This is a genomic window from Rhodococcus sp. DT1 (assembly GCF_049844875.1).
In the GTDB taxonomy this organism is placed as follows: Bacteria; Actinomycetota; Actinomycetes; order Mycobacteriales; family Mycobacteriaceae; genus Rhodococcus.
The window spans coordinates 188,524-205,650 of sequence record NZ_JBNCLW010000006.1 but is presented as its reverse complement, the minus strand read 5'-3'; the positions used below and the strand labels follow the sequence as shown (position 1 = coordinate 205,650).

General features: G+C 69.0%; 19 protein-coding genes. 11 read left to right on the top strand and 8 right to left on the bottom strand.

Annotated features, from left to right (window positions below; all coding sequences use genetic code 11):
- Positions 1 to 160: 160 nt before the first annotated feature.
- Genes ACLQ3J_RS16965 through ACLQ3J_RS16955 form a run of 3 tightly spaced genes read left to right on the top strand, consistent with a single transcriptional unit; the run spans position 161 to position 2,985 of the window.
- Entirely contained in the window at positions 161 to 580 is a 420-nt protein-coding gene (locus ACLQ3J_RS16965) for a cytidine deaminase (protein ID WP_425903969.1), read from the top strand.
- The gene (locus ACLQ3J_RS16960; protein ID WP_296548985.1) at positions 573 to 1,856 is read left to right on the top strand and encodes a thymidine phosphorylase; all 1,284 of its coding nucleotides are present in this window, start codon (positions 573 to 575) and stop codon (positions 1,854 to 1,856) included. The genes ACLQ3J_RS16965 and ACLQ3J_RS16960 overlap by 8 nt, the downstream gene beginning before the upstream one ends.
- Before the next feature lie 46 nt (positions 1,857 to 1,902).
- On the top strand, positions 1,903 to 2,985 hold the full coding sequence (locus ACLQ3J_RS16955) for an adenosine deaminase (RefSeq protein WP_169620005.1): 1,083 nt from the start codon (positions 1,903 to 1,905) through the stop codon (positions 2,983 to 2,985).
- A 24-nt stretch (positions 2,986 to 3,009) separates the two neighbouring features.
- On the opposite strand, the gene ACLQ3J_RS16950 is transcribed toward ACLQ3J_RS16955, so the two are convergent.
- From ACLQ3J_RS16950 to ACLQ3J_RS16930, 5 genes are all read right to left on the bottom strand, one after another.
- On the bottom strand, positions 3,010 to 4,236 hold the full coding sequence (locus ACLQ3J_RS16950) for a primosomal protein (protein WP_425903967.1): 1,227 nt from the start codon (positions 4,234 to 4,236) through the stop codon (positions 3,010 to 3,012).
- Between the two features lie 57 nt (positions 4,237 to 4,293).
- Entirely contained in the window at positions 4,294 to 4,593 is a 300-nt protein-coding gene (locus ACLQ3J_RS16945) for a YbaB/EbfC family nucleoid-associated protein (RefSeq protein ID WP_169619870.1), read from the bottom strand.
- A 52-nt stretch (positions 4,594 to 4,645) separates the two neighbouring features.
- The gene (locus ACLQ3J_RS16940) at positions 4,646 to 4,951 is read right to left on the bottom strand and encodes a hypothetical protein (RefSeq protein WP_296548986.1); all 306 of its coding nucleotides are present in this window, start codon (positions 4,949 to 4,951) and stop codon (positions 4,646 to 4,648) included.
- 71 nt (positions 4,952 to 5,022) lie between these two features.
- Positions 5,023 to 6,000: a C40 family peptidase gene (locus ACLQ3J_RS16935; protein ID WP_425903964.1), complete on the bottom strand. Its 978-nt coding sequence runs from the start codon at positions 5,998 to 6,000 to the stop codon at positions 5,023 to 5,025.
- Complete coding sequence (locus ACLQ3J_RS16930; RefSeq protein ID WP_425903962.1) at positions 5,997 to 6,371, bottom strand: type VII secretion target; 375 nt, start codon at positions 6,369 to 6,371, stop codon at positions 5,997 to 5,999. Before ACLQ3J_RS16930 ends, ACLQ3J_RS16935 begins: the two co-directional genes overlap by 4 nt.
- A gap of 144 nt (positions 6,372 to 6,515) precedes the next feature.
- On the opposite strand from ACLQ3J_RS16930, the gene upp reads away from it, so the two are divergent.
- The gene (gene upp, locus ACLQ3J_RS16925) at positions 6,516 to 7,139 is read left to right on the top strand and encodes a uracil phosphoribosyltransferase (RefSeq protein WP_169619867.1); all 624 of its coding nucleotides are present in this window, start codon (positions 6,516 to 6,518) and stop codon (positions 7,137 to 7,139) included.
- 30 nt (positions 7,140 to 7,169) lie between these two features.
- Here upp and ACLQ3J_RS16920 read toward each other — a convergent pair whose 3' ends face one another.
- Both ACLQ3J_RS16920 and ACLQ3J_RS16915 read right to left on the bottom strand, forming a co-directional pair.
- Complete coding sequence (locus ACLQ3J_RS16920) at positions 7,170 to 8,648, bottom strand: phospho-sugar mutase (RefSeq protein WP_425903961.1); 1,479 nt, start codon at positions 8,646 to 8,648, stop codon at positions 7,170 to 7,172.
- Positions 8,645 to 9,457, bottom strand: a complete 813-nt coding sequence (locus ACLQ3J_RS16915) for a purine-nucleoside phosphorylase (RefSeq protein ID WP_169619865.1) — start codon at positions 9,455 to 9,457, stop codon at positions 8,645 to 8,647. The genes ACLQ3J_RS16920 and ACLQ3J_RS16915 overlap by 4 nt, the downstream gene beginning before the upstream one ends.
- Positions 9,458 to 9,522: 65 nt before the next feature.
- Between ACLQ3J_RS16915 and ACLQ3J_RS16910 the strand changes: the two genes are divergently transcribed.
- From ACLQ3J_RS16910 to ACLQ3J_RS16900, 3 genes are read left to right on the top strand one after another with little or no spacing between them, the layout of a single operon-like run.
- Complete coding sequence (locus ACLQ3J_RS16910) at positions 9,523 to 10,221, top strand: enoyl-CoA hydratase/isomerase family protein (protein ID WP_425903959.1); 699 nt, start codon at positions 9,523 to 9,525, stop codon at positions 10,219 to 10,221.
- 49 nt (positions 10,222 to 10,270) lie between these two features.
- The gene (locus tag ACLQ3J_RS16905; RefSeq protein ID WP_296548990.1) at positions 10,271 to 11,431 is read left to right on the top strand and encodes a M20 family metallopeptidase; all 1,161 of its coding nucleotides are present in this window, start codon (positions 10,271 to 10,273) and stop codon (positions 11,429 to 11,431) included.
- Entirely contained in the window at positions 11,428 to 12,585 is a 1,158-nt protein-coding gene (locus ACLQ3J_RS16900; RefSeq protein WP_169651661.1) for a M20 family metallopeptidase, read from the top strand. The genes ACLQ3J_RS16905 and ACLQ3J_RS16900 overlap by 4 nt, the downstream gene beginning before the upstream one ends.
- A gap of 18 nt (positions 12,586 to 12,603) precedes the next feature.
- On the opposite strand, the gene ACLQ3J_RS16895 is transcribed toward ACLQ3J_RS16900, so the two are convergent.
- Positions 12,604 to 13,074 (bottom strand): gamma-glutamylcyclotransferase, encoded by a 471-nt coding sequence (locus ACLQ3J_RS16895; protein ID WP_169619861.1) that lies wholly within the window; start codon positions 13,072 to 13,074, stop codon positions 12,604 to 12,606.
- 177 nt (positions 13,075 to 13,251) lie between these two features.
- Here ACLQ3J_RS16895 and ACLQ3J_RS16890 point away from each other — a divergent pair, with 177 nt between their 5' ends.
- The 4 genes from ACLQ3J_RS16890 (at position 13,252) to ACLQ3J_RS16875 (ending at position 17,111) form a co-directional block, all read left to right on the top strand.
- Positions 13,252 to 14,649 carry an NAD(P)H-quinone dehydrogenase gene (locus tag ACLQ3J_RS16890; RefSeq protein WP_169619860.1) on the top strand — a complete coding sequence of 466 codons (1,398 nt, stop codon included), beginning with the start codon at positions 13,252 to 13,254 and terminating at the stop codon, positions 14,647 to 14,649.
- 76 nt (positions 14,650 to 14,725) lie between these two features.
- Positions 14,726 to 15,151 carry a VOC family protein gene (locus tag ACLQ3J_RS16885; RefSeq protein WP_425903956.1) on the top strand — a complete coding sequence of 142 codons (426 nt, stop codon included), beginning with the start codon at positions 14,726 to 14,728 and terminating at the stop codon, positions 15,149 to 15,151.
- A complete protein-coding gene (locus tag ACLQ3J_RS16880; RefSeq protein WP_425903955.1) occupies positions 15,148 to 15,981 on the top strand; it encodes a MerR family transcriptional regulator in 834 nt (277 codons plus the stop codon). Before ACLQ3J_RS16885 ends, ACLQ3J_RS16880 begins: the two co-directional genes overlap by 4 nt.
- 92 nt (positions 15,982 to 16,073) lie before the next feature.
- A complete protein-coding gene (locus ACLQ3J_RS16875) occupies positions 16,074 to 17,111 on the top strand; it encodes an alpha/beta fold hydrolase (RefSeq protein ID WP_425903953.1) in 1,038 nt (345 codons plus the stop codon).
- Positions 17,112 to 17,127: the final 16 nt, after the last annotated feature.

Genomic DNA, 17,127 nt, shown 5'->3' with positions numbered 1-17,127 from the left:
GACTTGGTTCGACTCTAAACCCAACGCAAACCCGGGAACTAATCTCATCCCCGATTCGTACGGCCCCCAAATAACAAGTTAGGTATGCCTTTCCAACTGTGACGGCGACCGGTGGGGGTACCGCAACGTTGCCTGTACCACCGTGACAGGATGATCAACCATGCCGGACATCGACTGGAAAATGTTGCGCGCCAAAGCACATGACGTTATGACCCGTGCCTATGCGCCCTATTCGAACTTTCCCGTCGGGGCGGCGGGCCTTACGGTCGATGGTCGCATGGTCACCGGGTGCAATGTGGAAAATGTCTCACATGGGCTGGGACTTTGTGCCGAAACTGTACTCGTCGGTAACTTGTTTTCCGAAGGTGGCGGGCGTCTTCTCGCCGTGACCGTGTGCGACGCGCGAGGCGAAATTCTGGCGCCCTGCGGACGCTGTCGCCAACTCCTCCTCGAACACGGCGGACCCGGTCTCGTCGTCGACTCCGCTCCGCATCCGCGGACCATGTCCGAATTGCTTCCCGATGCCTTCGGTCCCGAGCAACTCGCGGCCGTGCGGGTCGAGCGAGGCCGCGATGCCTGACATCATCGGCATCATCCACCGCAAGCGTGACGGACACGAGCTTTCCGGCACCGAGATCGACTGGGTGATCGAAGCGTTCACCCACGGCATCGTCGAGGACGCGCAGATGTCCGCGCTCGCGATGGCGATCTGGTTCCGGGGGATGACCCGCGCGGAGATCGCCCGGTGGACCACCGCGATGACCGACTCCGGACGTCGGCTCGACTTCACCGGACTCGGCCTGCGCACCGTCGACAAGCATTCGACCGGCGGGGTCGGCGACAAGATCACCTTGCCGCTCGCTCCGCTTGTCGCCGCGTGCGGCGTCGCCGTTCCGCAGCTGTCCGGCCGGGGTCTCGGCCACACCGGCGGCACCCTCGACAAGCTCGAGGCGATTCCGGGGTGGCGCGCCGATCTGAGCACCGTCGAGATGGCCGAGATACTGACCGACCCCGCCGTCGGAGCGGTCGTGTGCGCCGCGGGCGCCGACCTCGCTCCCGCCGACCGCAAGCTCTACGCGCTGCGCGACGTCACCGGGACGGTCGAATCGATCCCGCTCATCGCCAGTTCGATCATGAGCAAGAAGATCGCGGAAGGCGCCGGCGCCCTCGTGCTCGACGTCAAGGTCGGCACCGGTGCCTTCATGACCGAACTCGGCGAGGCACGCGAACTCGCACGGATCATGGTCGAGCTCGGTAGCGACGCCGATCTCCCGACCACCGCGTTGATCACCCGGATGGACACTCCGCTCGGACGTACCGCGGGCAACGCCCTCGAAGTGCGCGAGGCGGTCGAGGTGCTCGCCGGGGGAGGGCCCGGCGACGTCGTGGAACTCACCCTCGCCCTGGCTCGGGAGATGCTGGCAGCCGCAGGGATCGACGATGTGGACCCGGCCGAGCGGTTGCGCGACGGCAGCGCGATGGACCGGTGGCGGTCGATGATCGCGGCGCAAGGCGGCGATCCGGACGCACCCTTGCCGACCGCGACGCACGCCGAGACGCTGTATGCCGACGCAGACGGTGTGCTCGCCGAACTCGACGCTCTCGCCGTCGGGAAGGCGGCGTGGCGGCTCGGCGCCGGACGAGAACACCAGGGCCAGGCCGTGCAGCCGGGCGCGGGAGTCGAACTGCACGCCGTCGTCGGCGACACCGTCCGCAAGGGACAACCCGTCGCGACGCTCCACACCGACACGCCCGGGCGGTTTCCCGCCGCGCTGGGTGCGTTGCGTGGCGGGCTCAGCGTCTCCGAGACGGCGCCGCCGCCGCGCCCGCTGATCGTCGAGCGGATCACGCCGTAGCGGACTACCGTCCCGAAACATGAGTGACGAGTCGGTGGTTCCCGGAATGTTCGACGGCAGGGCCGAGTCGGTGAAGCTCGCGCCGAAAGTGCTCCTGCACGACCACCTGGACGGCGGGCTGCGTCCCGGGACGGTTCTCGAACTCGCCGACGCGTGCGGCTGGTCGCTTCCCGCCGACACCGAAGACGACCTTGCCCGCTGGTTCCGGGAGTCGGCCGACAGTGGCACCCTCGTCCGGTACCTCGAGACGTTCGAGCACACCGTCGCGGTGATGCAGACGCCGGAAGGTCTCGAGCGCGTGGCACGGGAATGCGTGATGGACCTGGCGGACGACGGGGTCGTGTACGCCGAGGTCAGGTTCGCGCCCGAACAACACCTCGAGCGCGGACTGACGCTCGACGAGGTGGTCGAGCATGTCCTCGAAGGCTTCCGCGCCGGCGAGTCGGAGGCGCGTGCCGCCGGGCGCCCCATCATCGTCGGGTGTCTGCTCACGGCGATGCGCCATGCCGCGCGATCCCGGGAGATCGCAGAACTCGCGGTCCGGTTCCGTGACCGGGGAGTGGTGGGTTTCGACATCGCCGGCGCGGAGGCCGGTAATCCGCCCAGCCGCCACCTCGATGCCTTCGAATACACGCGAGCAGCCAACGCGCACTTCACTATTCATGCGGGCGAGGCATTCGGTCTGCCGTCCATCCACGAGGCCGTAGCTTTCTGCGGTGCCGACCGGCTCGGTCACGGCGTCCGCATCCTCGACGACATCGTGCTGGGCGAGAACGGCGAGCCACGGCTCGGGCTGCTGGCGAGCTACGTCCGCGACAAGCGCATCCCGCTCGAGCTGTGCCCGAGTTCCAACGTGCAGACCGGGGCCGTGCTGACACTCGCGGAACATCCGTTCGACCTGCTCGCGCGGTTGCGTTTCCGCGTCACCGTCAACACCGACAATCGGTTGATGAGCGACACCACCATGACCAAGGAGATGGTGCAGCTCGCCGACACGTTCGGGTACGGCTGGGCCGACCTCGAGCGTTTCACGATCAACGCGATGAAGTCGGCGTTCCTGCCGTTCGATCAGCGGCTCGCCCTGATCGACGACGTCATCAAACCGGGTTACGCCGTCCTGATCGGCTGAGCGGGCCGAAGCGGTGCGAACGCGTCAGTTCTTGTTCAGCCGTGCTTCGAACTCGCGCTCGAGTTCACGCCACGCGAGAGCTTCGGCGTCGAACGGTGCGCTCGGAGCGAGGCGGCCCGGGTCGGGTTCGAGAACGTAGTTGACGAACCATCCCAGCTCCGTGGATGCCGCGAGGGCCGCTTCGGTGCTGTCGTCGTTCGCGTAACCGGCGGCGTCGGTGAACAACTCGACGGCGAGCTCGAGTTGTTCCGGGTCGACGGCGGCGATGCCCTCGGCGATGTCGTCGGCGATGCCCGTGAGCACGTAGACGTTGTCGTCGATGACAGCGACCTCGAGCGACCCGTCGACCGCAGCGATCCGGATCTCCTCGTACGTTTCGAGCTGGGACATGTCGTGGTCGTGGTTGTCGGCGAGATACCGCGCGAGAACACGCTCGGACGGGAAGACGAAGATCCGTCCCTCCTGCCCGAGGAACACCGCGTCGTCGTCGAGGTAGCAACGCAGGGTGAACCACGTACCGTCCGACGTGATGATCTTGACGGGGTCGATGCCGACGGAGGCCCAGAAGTCGTCTTCGTCGTCGTCGAGGAACTCGTACTCGTCGTTGTCGACCTCGTCCTGAACCGTGTCGTCGGCTTCCAGTTCGTTCTCGTCCGAGGCCACCAGTTCCGACTCGATCTCGGCCACGACCGCCTCGTCCACCGCGGGCGTGGTCACCACGGCGTCGAGCGCGTCGATCACCGCGTCCCAGTCTTCGGCGATCGCGGTGCCGATGCTGTTCCAGAGCTCGCGTCCCTCGCGGCCCGCGACGGCCGACGCGCCGTGGCGCAGCAGGGTATCGACTTCGGTCCGCTCGAAGAATTTGGTGACGACATCGAGTTCGCACACGTCGCCGAGGATGCTGACGATGTCGAACGTGTCCTGCAGTTCGGAGATCGACTCGGCGTCGGGATCGGCGGCCGCGAGTTCCGGTACGCCGATCAGGTCGTACGAGTGCGCGTCGTCGGGTTCGAACTCGACAGCGGCGAGCTTGGCGACCACGGGCCACGCGGGATGCTCCACGAGATCGTTGTCGCCACCGGAGCGGACGAACGCCACCATCGCGGCCACGCTCGGGAATCCGTACAGGTCGTCGCCGTGGCCGAGAAACGCCTCCCATTCGTCGTCGCCCTCACGCCAGCGCGGTGCCCACAGGGTCACGAGGTCGCCGTCGGTGAGACCGAGCTCTATCGGGACGATGTCTCCAGCCATGGCGCGAAGCCTAGCCATGTCGCCGCCGAGAATATAGCCGGGGTGGCAAGCAGCACGTCATCGAAGCGCACCCCGAAGGTCGTCGACGAGTGCGACCCGCTGTGCGGCGGCTGCCTCGGCCGCCGCATGGACTGTCGTGAGGATCGATGCCGCGAGCTCTCGCGCGTCCATGCGGCATGCTGCTTCCTCCAGCCGAAGATCCGCGAGGGCGCCCGTCCCGTCGACGCGCGCGGCGATCCGGCCGTCCGGACTCTGCGCGGTCGCCCGGATGCCGTGTATCCCTTCCAGGGTGCTTTCGAGAGCATCGAGTTTCGTGCGGACGCGATCGACGATCGCCGTCACCTGCTGTTCACTCATCGGGGGTCCCCCTCGGTTCTCGTCGGATTCGGGCGTGCGGCTTCCGGCTCGGTCACGACCGGTGGGCGGCCGGCGCGTCGCCGTACGAAAAATGCCGCATCCGGTCGAGCACTTCGCGTGGGACGCCCTGTTCGTGCAGTTCTCGGTGACGGAGAGTCGCGGCTTCCTGTGCGGCGACGCGATTCAGGGCGAGGATCTCGTCGGCGAGCGCACCCGCGCCGTAGCGAAGTTCGCGGGGATCGATGCGCAGCTCGACCGGGAGACCGTCGTCGGTGGTCCGCACCGAGATCGTGCCCGCGCGATTGTGGGCGATCGCGGTGATCGGGGCGGTCGGCGGAACGGGAGTCGTGAGATCCATATCCGGTTGGACGCAGGGACTGCCCGGGTGGTTCCCGGCCCGGACGATTCCGGTCGGCCGGCGTACACCGCTCACGCAGTCGTCGGCCGGTAGAACCCCTGGAACGCCATGCCGCCGTTGCCGGTGCGGATCGGGGTGACCGCGACGGGATCGCCTGCTTCCACCATCATTCCGTTGCCGACCACCATCGCGACGTGCCCGTCCCAGACCGCCAGGTCGCCCGGCAGGACCGATCCCGGATCGACGCGTTGCCCGACGTCCTGCTCCTGCGCCAGGCGTGGGATCTCCACGCCCGCTTCGGCGTAGGCGTACTGCGTCAAACCGCTGCAGTCCAGTCCGCTGCCGGGCGACGTGCCGCCCCACAGGTACGGCGTGCCCTGCTGCTCGAGCGCGCGGCGGACGGCCGTCGCCGCGGCGGCATTGGGGGCGGTGCTGACGCTGCCGTCGGGAAGGACCACCTCGGTTCCGGTGTCCCCGGATCGGCTTCCCACCATCGCGTGCGCGGCGGGGTCGGCCGCGGACGGCGCGTCCACCGGGGTGTGCTCGGGGAGCAGCGCGGTCAGCCGGTCGGTGAGATCCGCGAGGGTCGACAGGACCCGGGTGAGCACCCGCAGACCCTCGGCGATGTGCTCGACCGCGACGGTGAGCAGCATCAGCTGACCGTGCGGCAGACCCGCCACGGGTGCCGCCCGATTCGCGAACGCGAGGAACGAGTCGACGAGCCGTTGGAGTTCGGCGGTGCCGGTCGCGACGGTGGCCGTCGCCTCCAACGCGACGGCCGCGATGCCGAGTCCACGGTCGGCGGCCACCAGGACATCGGACACCACCCGTTCGGCGCCCGCGACGGCATTCTCCGCGGCCGGCCCTGCCCACGCCCACGCAAGCTCGGCGACGGCGTCCCGCCCGGCCGCATGAACCTCCTCCGCGAGTTGTGCTCCTACCCGTAGGAGGGCGCCCGGATCCGGTGCCGGGGGAGATGCGGAACCGAAGGCGTCGAGCAACTCCCTCAGGGGCGCGGTCAGCAGGTCGCCGCCGACGGCCGCGATCACGAGTCGTCCTGCACGGCCAGCAGACGCCGCGCCACCGCGTCGACCGAACGCTCGTATGCCGCCGCCGACGCCGTTGCTGCCGCACTCATCCCGGCGAGGGCGTCGCCGAGGCGATCGAGGTCGCGTCCGTGGGCGTCGTGCGTCGCAACGAGCGCGGCGAAGAACGTCGCACCCACGGGGCCGAGCACCGGACCGAGCAGGGCGGGGTCACCGTCCCGGGTGTGTGCTGCCGCACTGTGCATGCGTTCGGCCAGTGCGGCAGCCCGGTGCCCGAACGCCGCGATCGTCGCGGTGTCGGCGCGGACCGCCACCACGGTTCCTTCGTGCGGTCCGCCGCCGAATTGCCGGTCCCTGTCGAGTTCTTCCGACACTCGTCCCCCCGTGGTCGATTGCGGTGTCCACCGTCACGTCGAGCGCGGCGCGAGGTGGACATTCCTCATCGGGGTTCGACGCATAGCGGACGGGTCCGGTTCCCTCGTACCTGCACGTGTCGTGAGCGCTCTATCCTTTTCTGCATGGACATGCTCGTTGTCGACCACCCGCTCGCTGCTTCTCTCCTCACCATTCTTCGCGACGAACGCAGCGACAACGCTGCATTCCGAGACGCGTTGAGCCGGCTCACCCAGATGCTCGTCTACGAGGCGGTGCGCGACGCGCCGGTCGAGAAGTTCGAGGTCAAGTCGCCGGTGGCGGTCACCGAGGGCGTGCGGTTGCAACAGCCGCCGTTGCTCGTCCCCGTCCTGCGCGCCGGACTCGGCATGGTCGACCAGGCCCACGCCCTGATCCCTCAGGCTCGGGTGGGATTCGTGGGTCTTGCCCGCGACGAGAAAACCTTCGAGCCGGTGCCGTATCTCGAGTCGCTGCCCGAGAACCTGTCCGGGTTGCCCGTGTTCGTGCTTGATCCGATGCTCGCGACGGGAGGTTCGATGGTGCACACCCTCGACCTGCTCGTGGCGCGCGGCGCCACCGACATCACCGCGGTGTGTGTCGTCGCGGCACCGCAGGGTGTCGATGCGCTGGCAGCGTCCGGTCATCCGGTCCGCCTGGTGACCGCGTCGGTCGACGAGGGCCTCAACGACAACAAGTACATCGTGCCGGGTCTCGGCGATGCCGGAGATCGCCAGTACGGTCCCCGGTAGTCCGGGGAAGTCGCATCCCGAGCCGGTCGATCAGAGCACCGAGTCGCCGAGTGCGGAGGCCCACTCGCGGAGAGCTTCGAGAGTTGTCTCCGCGGTGGAGCGGTCGCCGTCGGTGACGACCTCGAGGTAGAACTTCAGCTTCGGTTCGGTGCCGGACGGCCGCACCACCACCCGCACGGTCGGGCCCTCGAACACGAGAGCGTCGGTGTTCAGCGGTCCGCCGGCCGCCGCCAGGTCGGTGGCCGTCACCGCCTCGCCTGCGAGCGTGCGCGGTGGCGACGACCTCAGATGCGCCATGATCTCGTCGATGCGGCCCAGATCGTCGACCCGCAGCGAGACCTGATCGCCCATGTGGATACCGAACTCGCGGTACAGGTCGTCGAGGGTATCGAGAAGCGTGCGCCCCGACGCTTTCAGAGCCGCAACGTAGTCCGCGACCACGACGGCGGTGCCGATGCCGTCCTTGTCGCGCACCGCGTCGGGGTCGACGCAGTGACCGATCGCCTCCTCGTATGCGTAGACCAATCCGTCTCCGGCGCGGGCGAGCCACTTGAAGCCGGTCAGGGTCTGGGCGAACCGGGCGCCGCGCGCCGCGGCGAGCTTGCCGAGCAGCGTCGAGGACACGATGGTCGTGGCGACGAGCGGGTCGGGCGGAGCCGATTCCAGGATGCGCTCGCCGAGCAGCACCCCGGTCTCGTCACCGCGCAGCATCCGCCACCCGTCCGCGGTGGGTACTCCGACCGCACAGCGGTCGGCGTCGGGATCGAGGGCGAGGGCCACGTCGGCACCGACGGCGGAGGCGAGTGCCAGCAGCGCGTCGGACGCACCGGGCTCCTCGGGGTTGGGGAAGGCGACCGTGGGAAAGGCGGGGTCGGGGGTGAACTGGGACGCGACGACATGCACGTCGTCGAACCCCGCGGCGCGCAGCGCAGCGACGGCGGTCTCCCCGCCGACACCGTGCAGCGGGGTCAGGGCGATCCGCACATCACGCCGGGATGAGCGCGGCAACGTCGCCACTCGTGCGAGATACCGCTCGAGAAGTTCTTCACCCGAGGTGACGACGGTGGTGCGCGGAATCTGTGCCGCGTCCGGTGCTGCATCGATCGCGGCTTCGATCTCGCGGTCGGCGGGTGCGGCCAACTGTGCGCCACCCGAGAGATACACCTTGTAGCCGTTGTCGCCGGCGGGGTTGTGCGACGCCGTGATCTGAACTCCCGCAACGGCTCCGAGGTCACGTACCGCGAACGCGGTGACGGGAGTGGGAAGCGGGCGGGGCAGTGCCACCACGTCGAACCCGGCCGCCGCGAGGACTTCCGCCGCGGCAGCGAAGAAGTCCGCCGAGCCGGTCCGGGCGTCGCGCCCGACGACGACGGTGCCGCCGCCGTGACCACGGTCGGTGAGCCAGCGTGCGAGGCCCGCCGTGGCACGGACGACCACGGGCACGTTCATCCGGTCGGGCCCGTCGCCCACCGGGCCGCGCAGCCCGGCGGTGCCGAAACGCAGCGTCACAGCCGCGCTGCCAGGTCGCGGAGCAGATCGCCCATCCGGGTGGCTGCGTCGCGACCCGCCGCGAGGACTTCCGCGTGGTCGAGGTGCGCGCCGGTGATGCCGGCGGCGGCGTTGGTGACGAGGGAGACGCCGAGCACCCGCGCACCGGCGGCGCGCGCGGCGATCGTCTCGTGCACGGTGGACATGCCCACGAGATCCGCGCCGAGGGTGCGCAGCATCCGGATCTCCGCGGGCGTCTCGTAGTGGGGGCCGGGCAGTCCCGCGTAGACGCCCTCGGCGAGGCTGGGGTCGATCTCGCGGGCCAGTGCACGTAGATCTGCGGAATACGCGTCGACGAGGTCCACGAACTGGGCACCTCGCAACGGCGACCGGCCGGTGAGATTGAGATGGTCGGAGATCAGCACCGGCTGACCTACCGCGAAATCGGGATCGATGCCGCCGGCGGCGTTGGTGAGGATCACGGTGTGCGCGCCCGCAGCGACGGCCGTGCGGACGGGATGGACCACACGGGTGAGGTCGTGACCTTCGTAGGCGTGGCTGCGGCCCGCCAGAACGAGAACCGCGTTGTCGCCTGCCCGCACCGAGTGCACGGTGCCGGGATGTCCGGCTGCGGTGGGCGGCGCAAAACCGGGGAGTTCGCTCATCGGCACGGTGGCGACGGGCGTGCCGAACCTCTCGACGGCCGCGCGCCACCCCGAGCCCAGGACGACGGCGACGCCGTGCGCAGGCACCGACGAACGTTCGGCGATGACGGCGGCGGCAGCGATCGCTTCGGCTGCGGGATCGAGAATGACGTCCGGGTGTCCCATGACACGGACCCTAACGTCCCGGCCGTGGTTACTTGCGAGTAACCACGGGCGTTATCCTGGCTCGCATGCCCTATCTCGAACGCGACGGCGACGTCTTCGTACTGCACCTCGGCGACCGCGACGCGGAAGCGACGGACAACCGTTTCCACCCGGATCGGCTCGCGGCGATCGGCGCGCTGCTCGACGAGGTCGAAGCGCACGACGGCCCCGCGGCCCTCGTCACCGCAGCGACGGGCAAGTTCTGGAGCAACGGACTCGACACCGACTGGGTGTTCGCGAACCTGACGGAACTGCCCGGGTACCTCGATACCGTGCACGACCTCTACGTGCGGATACTGACCTTCCCCGCCGCCACGGTCGCTGCCGTGCAGGGCCACGCGTTCGGTGCCGGAGCCATGCTTGCGCTGGCCCATGATTTCCGTGTCATGCGAGCGGACCGGGGATTCTGGTGCCTGCCCGAGGTGCAGCTGAACATGCCGTTCACGGTGGGGATGTCGGCGCTGGTCCGGTCCCGGCTGCCGATCCAGACCGCGGTGGAGGCCATCACGACCGGTCGCCGTTTCGGCGGCACCGACGCCGTGGCGTCCGGCATCGTCGAGCAGACCGTCGACGGTGACGCGGTACTCGCCGGGGCCGTCGAACGCGCCGCCGCGCTCACCGGCACCCGGGGCAAGAACCTCACGACCATCAAGCGTGGTCTGCACGCCCCTCTGATCGCTGCTCTCGAGATACGGACGGACGCGTCGAACTTCGTGCTCGGCTGACGCTGCCGCCCGATCCGTCGGGTCGGTCCGGCATGACAGACTGGACAGCGTGACGACACTTGCCGACAGCGCGATCGAGGCTGCTTCAGACACCTTGATCGCGCTGTCGCATTCGATTCACGCCGAACCGGAACTCGCCTTCGAGGAGTACCGCAGCGCCGCGAAGATCATCGACGTGCTGCGCGGCTGCGGTTTCGAGGTGCGCACCGGCATCGCCGACCTGCCGACCGCCTTCGATGCCCGGTTCGGCAGCGGTGACCTGGTGCTCGCGTTCTGCGCCGAGTACGACGCGCTGCCCGGCATCGGACACGCGTGCGGGCACAACATCATTGCTGCGGCTGCGGTCGGCGCGGGCATCGGTCTGGCTGCGCTCGCGGACGAACTCGGCGTCACGGTCCGCGTGATCGGTACGCCCGCCGAGGAAACGGGCGGCGGCAAGGTTCTCATGCTCGAACGCGGAGTATTCGACGACGTCGGCGCGGCGATGATGGTGCATCCCGGACCGATCGACATCACCGGTGCGACCTCGCTCGCACTCTCCGACATCGCCGTCGATTACCTGGGCCGCGAGGCCCACGCCTCCGCGGCCCCGGAACACGGGCGCAACGCCGCGGACGCCGCCACCGTCGCGCAGGTCGCCGTCGGCCTGCTGCGGCAGCACCTGCACCCGGGCCAGCAGATCCACGGCATCGTCGGCTACGGCGGCGCCGCCCCCAACATCGTGCCCGGCCACACCGAGCTTCTCTACTACCTGCGCGCGACCTCGGCCGAACTGCTCGACGACCTCGGCCGGCGTGCGGAGGGCTGTTTCGCAGCCGGCGCGCTCGCGACGGGCTGCACACACCGGATCAGGACGGTGTCGCCGCCCTACACGGAGCTCACACCCGACCCGTGGCTGGTGCAGGCATATCGTGAGGAGATCATCGGGCTCGGCCGCGCGCCGTTGCCCGCCGAAGAGGAAGGATCGCGCCCGCTGGGCAGCACCGACATGGGAAACGTGACGAACGTGGTGCCAGGAATTCATCCGGTCATCGGATTGGACTCCGGTGGTGCCGTGACGCATCAGGAAGCGTTCGCCGCGGCATGCGTCACCGACTCGGCCGACCGCGCAGTTCTCGACGGCGCGCGTGCTCTCGCAGCGACCGCTGCGCGCGCTGCCGCCGATCCCGTCCAGCGCGCCCGGTTGCTCGAGGGAGTCGAGCGCCGATGAATCCGTACGTGGAGAAGTGGCTCGGCGCGCACACCGAAGATCTCAGTGCCTGGCGCCGGCACCTGCATGCCAATCCGGAACTCGCACGTCAGGAGTACGCCACCACGGAGTTCGTCGCGCGGCACCTGACCGCCGCGGGACTCGCTCCGAAGGTGCTGCCTCGCGGAACAGGCCTCATCTGCGACCTGGGCCCCACCGGCGGTCCGCGTATCGCGCTACGTGCCGACATGGACGCGCTGCCGCTCCAGGAGATGACCGGTCTGCCGTTTTCATCGACTGTGCCGGGTGTCTCTCACGCCTGCGGCCACGACGCACACACCACGGTGCTGCTCGGTACGGGTCTCGCGCTCGCGTCGATGCCCGAGTTGCCGGTCGGTGTGCGGTTGGTGTTCCAGCCCGCCGAGGAAGTGATGCCGGGCGGCGCTCTCGACGTGGTCGCCGCCGGTGGCCTGGACGGGGTGTCGCGGATCTTCGCGCTGCACTGCGACCCGCGGCTCGAGGCGGGCAAGGTCGGGATGCGGACCGGCGCGATCACGTCCGCGGCAGATACCGTCGAACTGGTCCTGGACTCTCCGGGCGGTCACACCTCGCGCCCGCACCTCACCGGCGACCTCGTGTACGGACTGGGCGCGGTGATCACCGGCTTGCCGGGACTGCTGAGCCGGCGCATCGATCCCCGCACCGGAACCGTCATGGTGTGGGGCGCTGTCAGTGCGGGCAAGGCGCCCAACGCTATTCCCCGCACCGGCATGCTCGCCGGCACCGTACGCACCGGTGACCACGCGACCTGGCAACTGCTCGAGCCGATGGTGCGGGAAATCGTGCACGGACTCCTGGCACCGACGGGTGTGCGGTATCAACTGAACTATCTGCGTGGCGTGCCACCTGTCGTCAACGACACGGAGTCGGCCCGCATGTTCGAGGACGCGATCCGTCCGGTCGGACCGGACGCGTTGTCCGACACTCCGCAATCCGGTGGCGGAGAAGACTTCTCGTGGTATCTCGAGCATGTGCCGGGCGCGATGGGCCGCCTCGGCGTGTGGTCGGGCAGCGGGCCGCAGCTCGACATCCACCAGCCGGGCTTCGATCTCGACGAGAGAGCCCTTGCCGTCGGTGTCCGGGTGATGACGAATCTGGCGCTGGGCGTCGGGTAGTTCGCCCGGGGGCCGGGTCTAGAAGCTGTCGGGACGCCCCGGGCCCACGTTGCGGCTGTTACGAGTGCGCAGATCCCGCACGTACTCGGCGGGCGCTCCGGCGATCTCGGCGGCGTCGGCCATCACACCCAGGTAGCGCGCGGACGGGAGACCGCCCTCGTAGCCGTCGACCACATACAGCCACGCCAGCACGGGTCCGTCGGCGGTGTCGACGCGCACGCGGATCTTGCGATGGAACCCGAGTTCGGCACCTTCCCAGCTGTCGAGGCTGCGCTCGTCGTCTTCGGTGACGTCGTAGAGGACGATGAAGACCTTCGCCGCCGGATCCTCGACCACTGTGGCGAGAGCGCCTTCCCAGCCGATATCGGCGCCCGCGAATGTCAGCCGCCACCCGTGCAGCCAGCCCGTCCCCGCCATCGGGGAGTGCGGGCAGCGCTTCAGCATCTGCTCGGGATGCATGTTGGACCCGTAGGCGGCGTAGATCGGCACGGCATAAGGCTAACGGGTCGCCGCCCGCCGCAAGATCAGGGGCGCTCGTCGCCTGTGTTGCCAGGTCCGTATGCGAGTGGGCATGCCCGTGGCATAGCGTTGTCGGGGACGCCCGCACACCCCCGCGTGCGTTGCGCTCGTCCCCGGCACCCTTCGGAATCGATACAGAGGAGAACCATGACCCGGATTGTCATCATCGGCGGCGGCCCCGCGGGATACGAGGCCGCGCTGGTCGCATCACAATACGGCGCATCGGTGTCACTGATCGATTCGGACGGAATCGGCGGTGCGTGTGTCCTGTTCGACTGCGTCCCGTCCAAGACGTTCATCGCGTCCACCGGGGTACGTACGGACATGCGGCGTGCCGGGGACCTGGGCATCGAGCTCGAGGGCGCGACCGTCGCCCTGCCGCAGGTGCACTCCCGCGTCAAGAGTCTCGCCCGCGCGCAGTCGTCCGACATCCGCACCAAGCTCGAGGCGGCAGGGGTGAAGCTGTACTCCGGGCGCGGCGAACTTATCGACAGCCAGCCGGGTATGGCCGCGCACAAGGTCCGCGCCAACCTCCACACCGGCGAGGAGAAGGTGTTCGACGCCGACGTGGTCCTGATCGCCACCGGCGCGAGTCCCCGGATCCTGCCGGGAGCAGAGCCGGACGGCGAACGCATCCTCACGTGGCGCCAGCTGTACGACCTCGACACCCTGCCCGAGGAGCTGGTCGTCGTGGGTTCCGGTGTCACCGGCGCCGAGTTCGTCTCCGCGTACACCGAGGTCGGGGTGCACGTCACCCTCGTCTCGAGCCGCGACCGCGTGTTGCCGCACGAGGACGAGGACGCAGCGCTCGTACTCGAAGACGTCCTGGCCGAGCGGGGCGTGACCCTCGTCAAGCACGCCCGCGCCGATGCCGTCGAGCGCACCGAGAACGGTGTCCGGGTGCTGCTCGCCGACGGCAGGATCGTCGAGGGCAGCCACGCGCTCATGACCGTCGGTTCCGTCCCGAACACGCAGGGACTCGGGCTCGACAAGGTCGGGCTCGAACTCGACCGTGGTGGATTCCTGCCCGTCGACCGGGTCTCGCGCACCGCGGTTCCCGGGATCTACGCCGCAGGTGACTGCTCGGGGCTGCTGCCGCTGGCATCGGTCGCCGCGATGCAGGGCCGCATCGCGATGTACCACGCGCTCGGCGAGGGCGTGAGCCCGATCAAGCTCAAGACCGTTGCGGCGGCGGTGTTCACCCGTCCCGAGATCGCGGCGGTCGGCGTGAGCCAGGCGACCATCGATGCCGGTGAGGTTCCCGCCCGGACGGTCATGCTGCCGCTCAACACCAACCCCCGCGCCAAGATGTCGGGAGTGCGTCGCGGTTTCGTGAAGATCTTCTGCCGGCCCGCGACGGGCGTCGTGATCGGCGGCGTGGTCGTCGCACCCACCGCATCCGAGTTGATCCTGCCGATCGCACTCGCGGTGCAGAACAATCTCAGCGTGGCGGACCTGGCGCAGACGTTCGCGGTCTACCCGTCGCTCAGCGGCTCGGTGACCGAGGCAGCCCGCCAGCTGATGCGTCACGACGACCTGGACTGACCCCGCACGGCGCTGCGAAACCGCGTGGCGCGCCGGGGCTTGACTCTCCCCTCGGGGGAGGAACGAGGGTGGGTGCATGACAATCAACAGCATCTTTCCCGTGGTCCCGGCCGCCGACGTGGCCCGCAGCCGCGACTTCTACACCGGACTGCTCGACCTCGCCGTCGTCTTCGACAGTGGGTGGTACGTGCAATTGCAGGCCCCGGGTGGCGAGTCCGTGCAACTGGGACTCGTCGAACGAGGACACCACACCGTCCCCGAGGGATTCCGGGCGGCGCCGGCGGGTGTGCTCGTCTCGGTCGAGGTCGAGGACGTCGACCGGGTGCACGCCGCGGCGATCGCAGCGAAACTGCCGATCGTGTTGTCGCTCCGGGACGAGGATTTCGGGCAGCGGCACTTCATGACGACCGACCCCGACGGACTGCTCGTGGACGTGATCACCGTGATCCCCTACGCCGGCGACCTCGCCGAGAGCGCCGCGGTCTCCGGCGGGCCGCAATGACAGAGGCGCGCTGGATGAGCATCGGCGAGTTCGCGCGCGCCGCACGGCTGACGGTGAAGGCACTGCGGTATTACGACCGCGAGGGACTGCTCACCCCGGACCGCGTGGACCCCGGCACCGGCTACCGCTTCTACGCTCCGACACAACTGGCGGCGGCGCTGCGGATCGGATTGCTTCGCCGTGCGGATGTGTCGGTCGCGGCGATCCGGGCGTTCCTCAGCGATCCGGCGCAGGGGAGCGAGGTGCTCGCGGCCGAGCGCGCCCGCATCGAACGGGACGCGGCGCGCGCGGCCCGGTCCTTCGCTCTCGTCGATTCCCTGGGGAACGCGGTGGACGCGGATCTTCCCGTCGCCGTGCACCACATCGACGCGGCAACGGTGTTGTGGAGAGAATCCTGTGCCGTGGCGGAGACGCTCGACGAGGCCGCGTCGGAGGCGATCGGCACCCTGCTCGCGCAGGCCCGGCGGTGTGGTCTGGACGAGTCGGCGTCTGTCGTCGGCCGATACCCCGCCGCGCTCGACGGCGAGGTCTCGTTCGGGGTGGGTCTGGAAATCGGCGCCGGCGCCCGGCTGGATGAGGCCGTCGAGGCGCAGACCGTGACCCTGCCCGGCGGGGTCTTTGCGGGCGTGGACTTCACGGGCGCGCCGGCGCTGCTACCGGTCGCCTATCACGTGCTGTTCGCGCGTCTCGCCGACGACGGTGTACCCGTGGAAGGCCCGGTGCGTGAGTATTATCTCGCCGACCCAGCGGTGGTCGGGGAAGACGAGATGCGCACGCGCGTCGTGCATCCCGTGCCCGAGGACTATCGACCGGGGTGGGCTCGGTCGTAGGTGCGTTCGGCCGCCTCGGTCCGAAGAGTACCGATCACCGGATCAAGTGTTCTTATACTGTAAAACTCGAACCGTCGGCCTCGGGGTGCCTCATGAGCGAACGCGCGAACGGCGGGGACGTCCGGCCCCATGCTCCACGACTCGGCCGCAGCCCTCACCGGTGGCTGCGCCGCACCGGCACGTCGCTGACGGTCGTGCTGGCCGCAGTGGGCGTGGTGGGGATCCGACAGTTCTTCTTCGGCGCCCCGGGCATCGGCCACTTCCGTGACGCCGAGGGGCGCAGGATCTATGTCGAGGCCTACGGCCGCGCGATGTCTGATCTTCCGCCACCGACCACGACCCGCGACATCGTGACCCGATTCGGATCGGTACGCGTGTACGAATGGTTCTCGGGCGGGGCGGACGGTGCAGTTCCGGTCGTCCTGATCCCGGGCATGTCTTCGGGTGTGCCCATGTGGGCGGACAATCTCGGGACGTTCCTCCCTCGGCGTCGTGTGCTCGCGTTCGACGCGCTCGGTGATGCCGGTTTGTCGATCCAGAGTGTTCCGCTGTGCTCGTCCGCGCAGCAGGCATTGTGGATTTCCGAGGTGCTCGATGAACTTGCACCCGAGGGCACTCACGTCGTCGGTCATTCGTTCGGCGGCGCGAGCGCGGCGGCTTACGCTCACCGATTCCCCGAGCGCGTCCGCTCGTTGACGCTGCTCGAACCCGTGTTCACCTTTGCGTACCCGCCGGTGCGCATGCTCGCCTGGGCGATGGTCTCGACCGTCCCGTTCCTGCCCGGGAGCTGGCACAACACCGCACTGGGAAAGTTGGGAGGCGCCGAGTTCGACCCGAACGACGACATGGCAAAGATGATCGCCGCCGCTTCGGAACACTTCTCGGCGCAACTCCCGACCCCGTCACCGTTGAACGACGCCGCGCTGAATTCCTTGGTGATGCCCACGTACGTCGCTATCGCAGAACGAGATTCGCTCGCCGGAGGCAGGTCTGCCGCCGAGCGAGCCCACCGGCTCCCGAATGCGACGGTCGATATCGTGCCCGACACCACGCATTCGCTTCCTATGCAAGCGAAAGACTTTCTGGCCGTGACACTCCCTGAATTCTGGTGTGACGCCGAACGGGAGTGACCGCCCGCGAGGACGT

Excerpts from the sequence above, each read along its gene's own strand:
- ACLQ3J_RS16965 (WP_425903969.1), top strand. The coding sequence starts at position 161 with ATGCCGGACATCGACTGGAAAATGTTGCGCGCCAAAGCACATGACGTT.
- ACLQ3J_RS16960 (WP_296548985.1), top strand. The coding sequence starts at position 573 with ATGCCTGACATCATCGGCATCATCCACCGCAAGCGTGACGGACACGAG.
- ACLQ3J_RS16955 (WP_169620005.1), top strand. The coding sequence starts at position 1,903 with ATGTTCGACGGCAGGGCCGAGTCGGTGAAGCTCGCGCCGAAAGTGCTC.
- ACLQ3J_RS16950 (WP_425903967.1), bottom strand. The coding sequence starts at position 4,236 with ATGGCTGGAGACATCGTCCCGATAGAGCTCGGTCTCACCGACGGCGAC.
- ACLQ3J_RS16945 (WP_169619870.1), bottom strand. The coding sequence starts at position 4,593 with ATGAGTGAACAGCAGGTGACGGCGATCGTCGATCGCGTCCGCACGAAA.
- ACLQ3J_RS16940 (WP_296548986.1), bottom strand. The coding sequence starts at position 4,951 with ATGGATCTCACGACTCCCGTTCCGCCGACCGCCCCGATCACCGCGATC.
- upp (WP_169619867.1), top strand. The coding sequence starts at position 6,516 with ATGGACATGCTCGTTGTCGACCACCCGCTCGCTGCTTCTCTCCTCACC.
- ACLQ3J_RS16915 (WP_169619865.1), bottom strand. The coding sequence starts at position 9,457 with ATGGGACACCCGGACGTCATTCTCGATCCCGCAGCCGAAGCGATCGCT.
- ACLQ3J_RS16910 (WP_425903959.1), top strand. The coding sequence starts at position 9,523 with ATGCCCTATCTCGAACGCGACGGCGACGTCTTCGTACTGCACCTCGGC.
- ACLQ3J_RS16900 (WP_169651661.1), top strand. The coding sequence starts at position 11,428 with ATGAATCCGTACGTGGAGAAGTGGCTCGGCGCGCACACCGAAGATCTC.
- ACLQ3J_RS16890 (WP_169619860.1), top strand. The coding sequence starts at position 13,252 with ATGACCCGGATTGTCATCATCGGCGGCGGCCCCGCGGGATACGAGGCC.
- ACLQ3J_RS16885 (WP_425903956.1), top strand. The coding sequence starts at position 14,726 with ATGACAATCAACAGCATCTTTCCCGTGGTCCCGGCCGCCGACGTGGCC.
- ACLQ3J_RS16880 (WP_425903955.1), top strand. The coding sequence starts at position 15,148 with ATGACAGAGGCGCGCTGGATGAGCATCGGCGAGTTCGCGCGCGCCGCA.
- ACLQ3J_RS16875 (WP_425903953.1), top strand. The coding sequence starts at position 16,074 with ATGAGCGAACGCGCGAACGGCGGGGACGTCCGGCCCCATGCTCCACGA.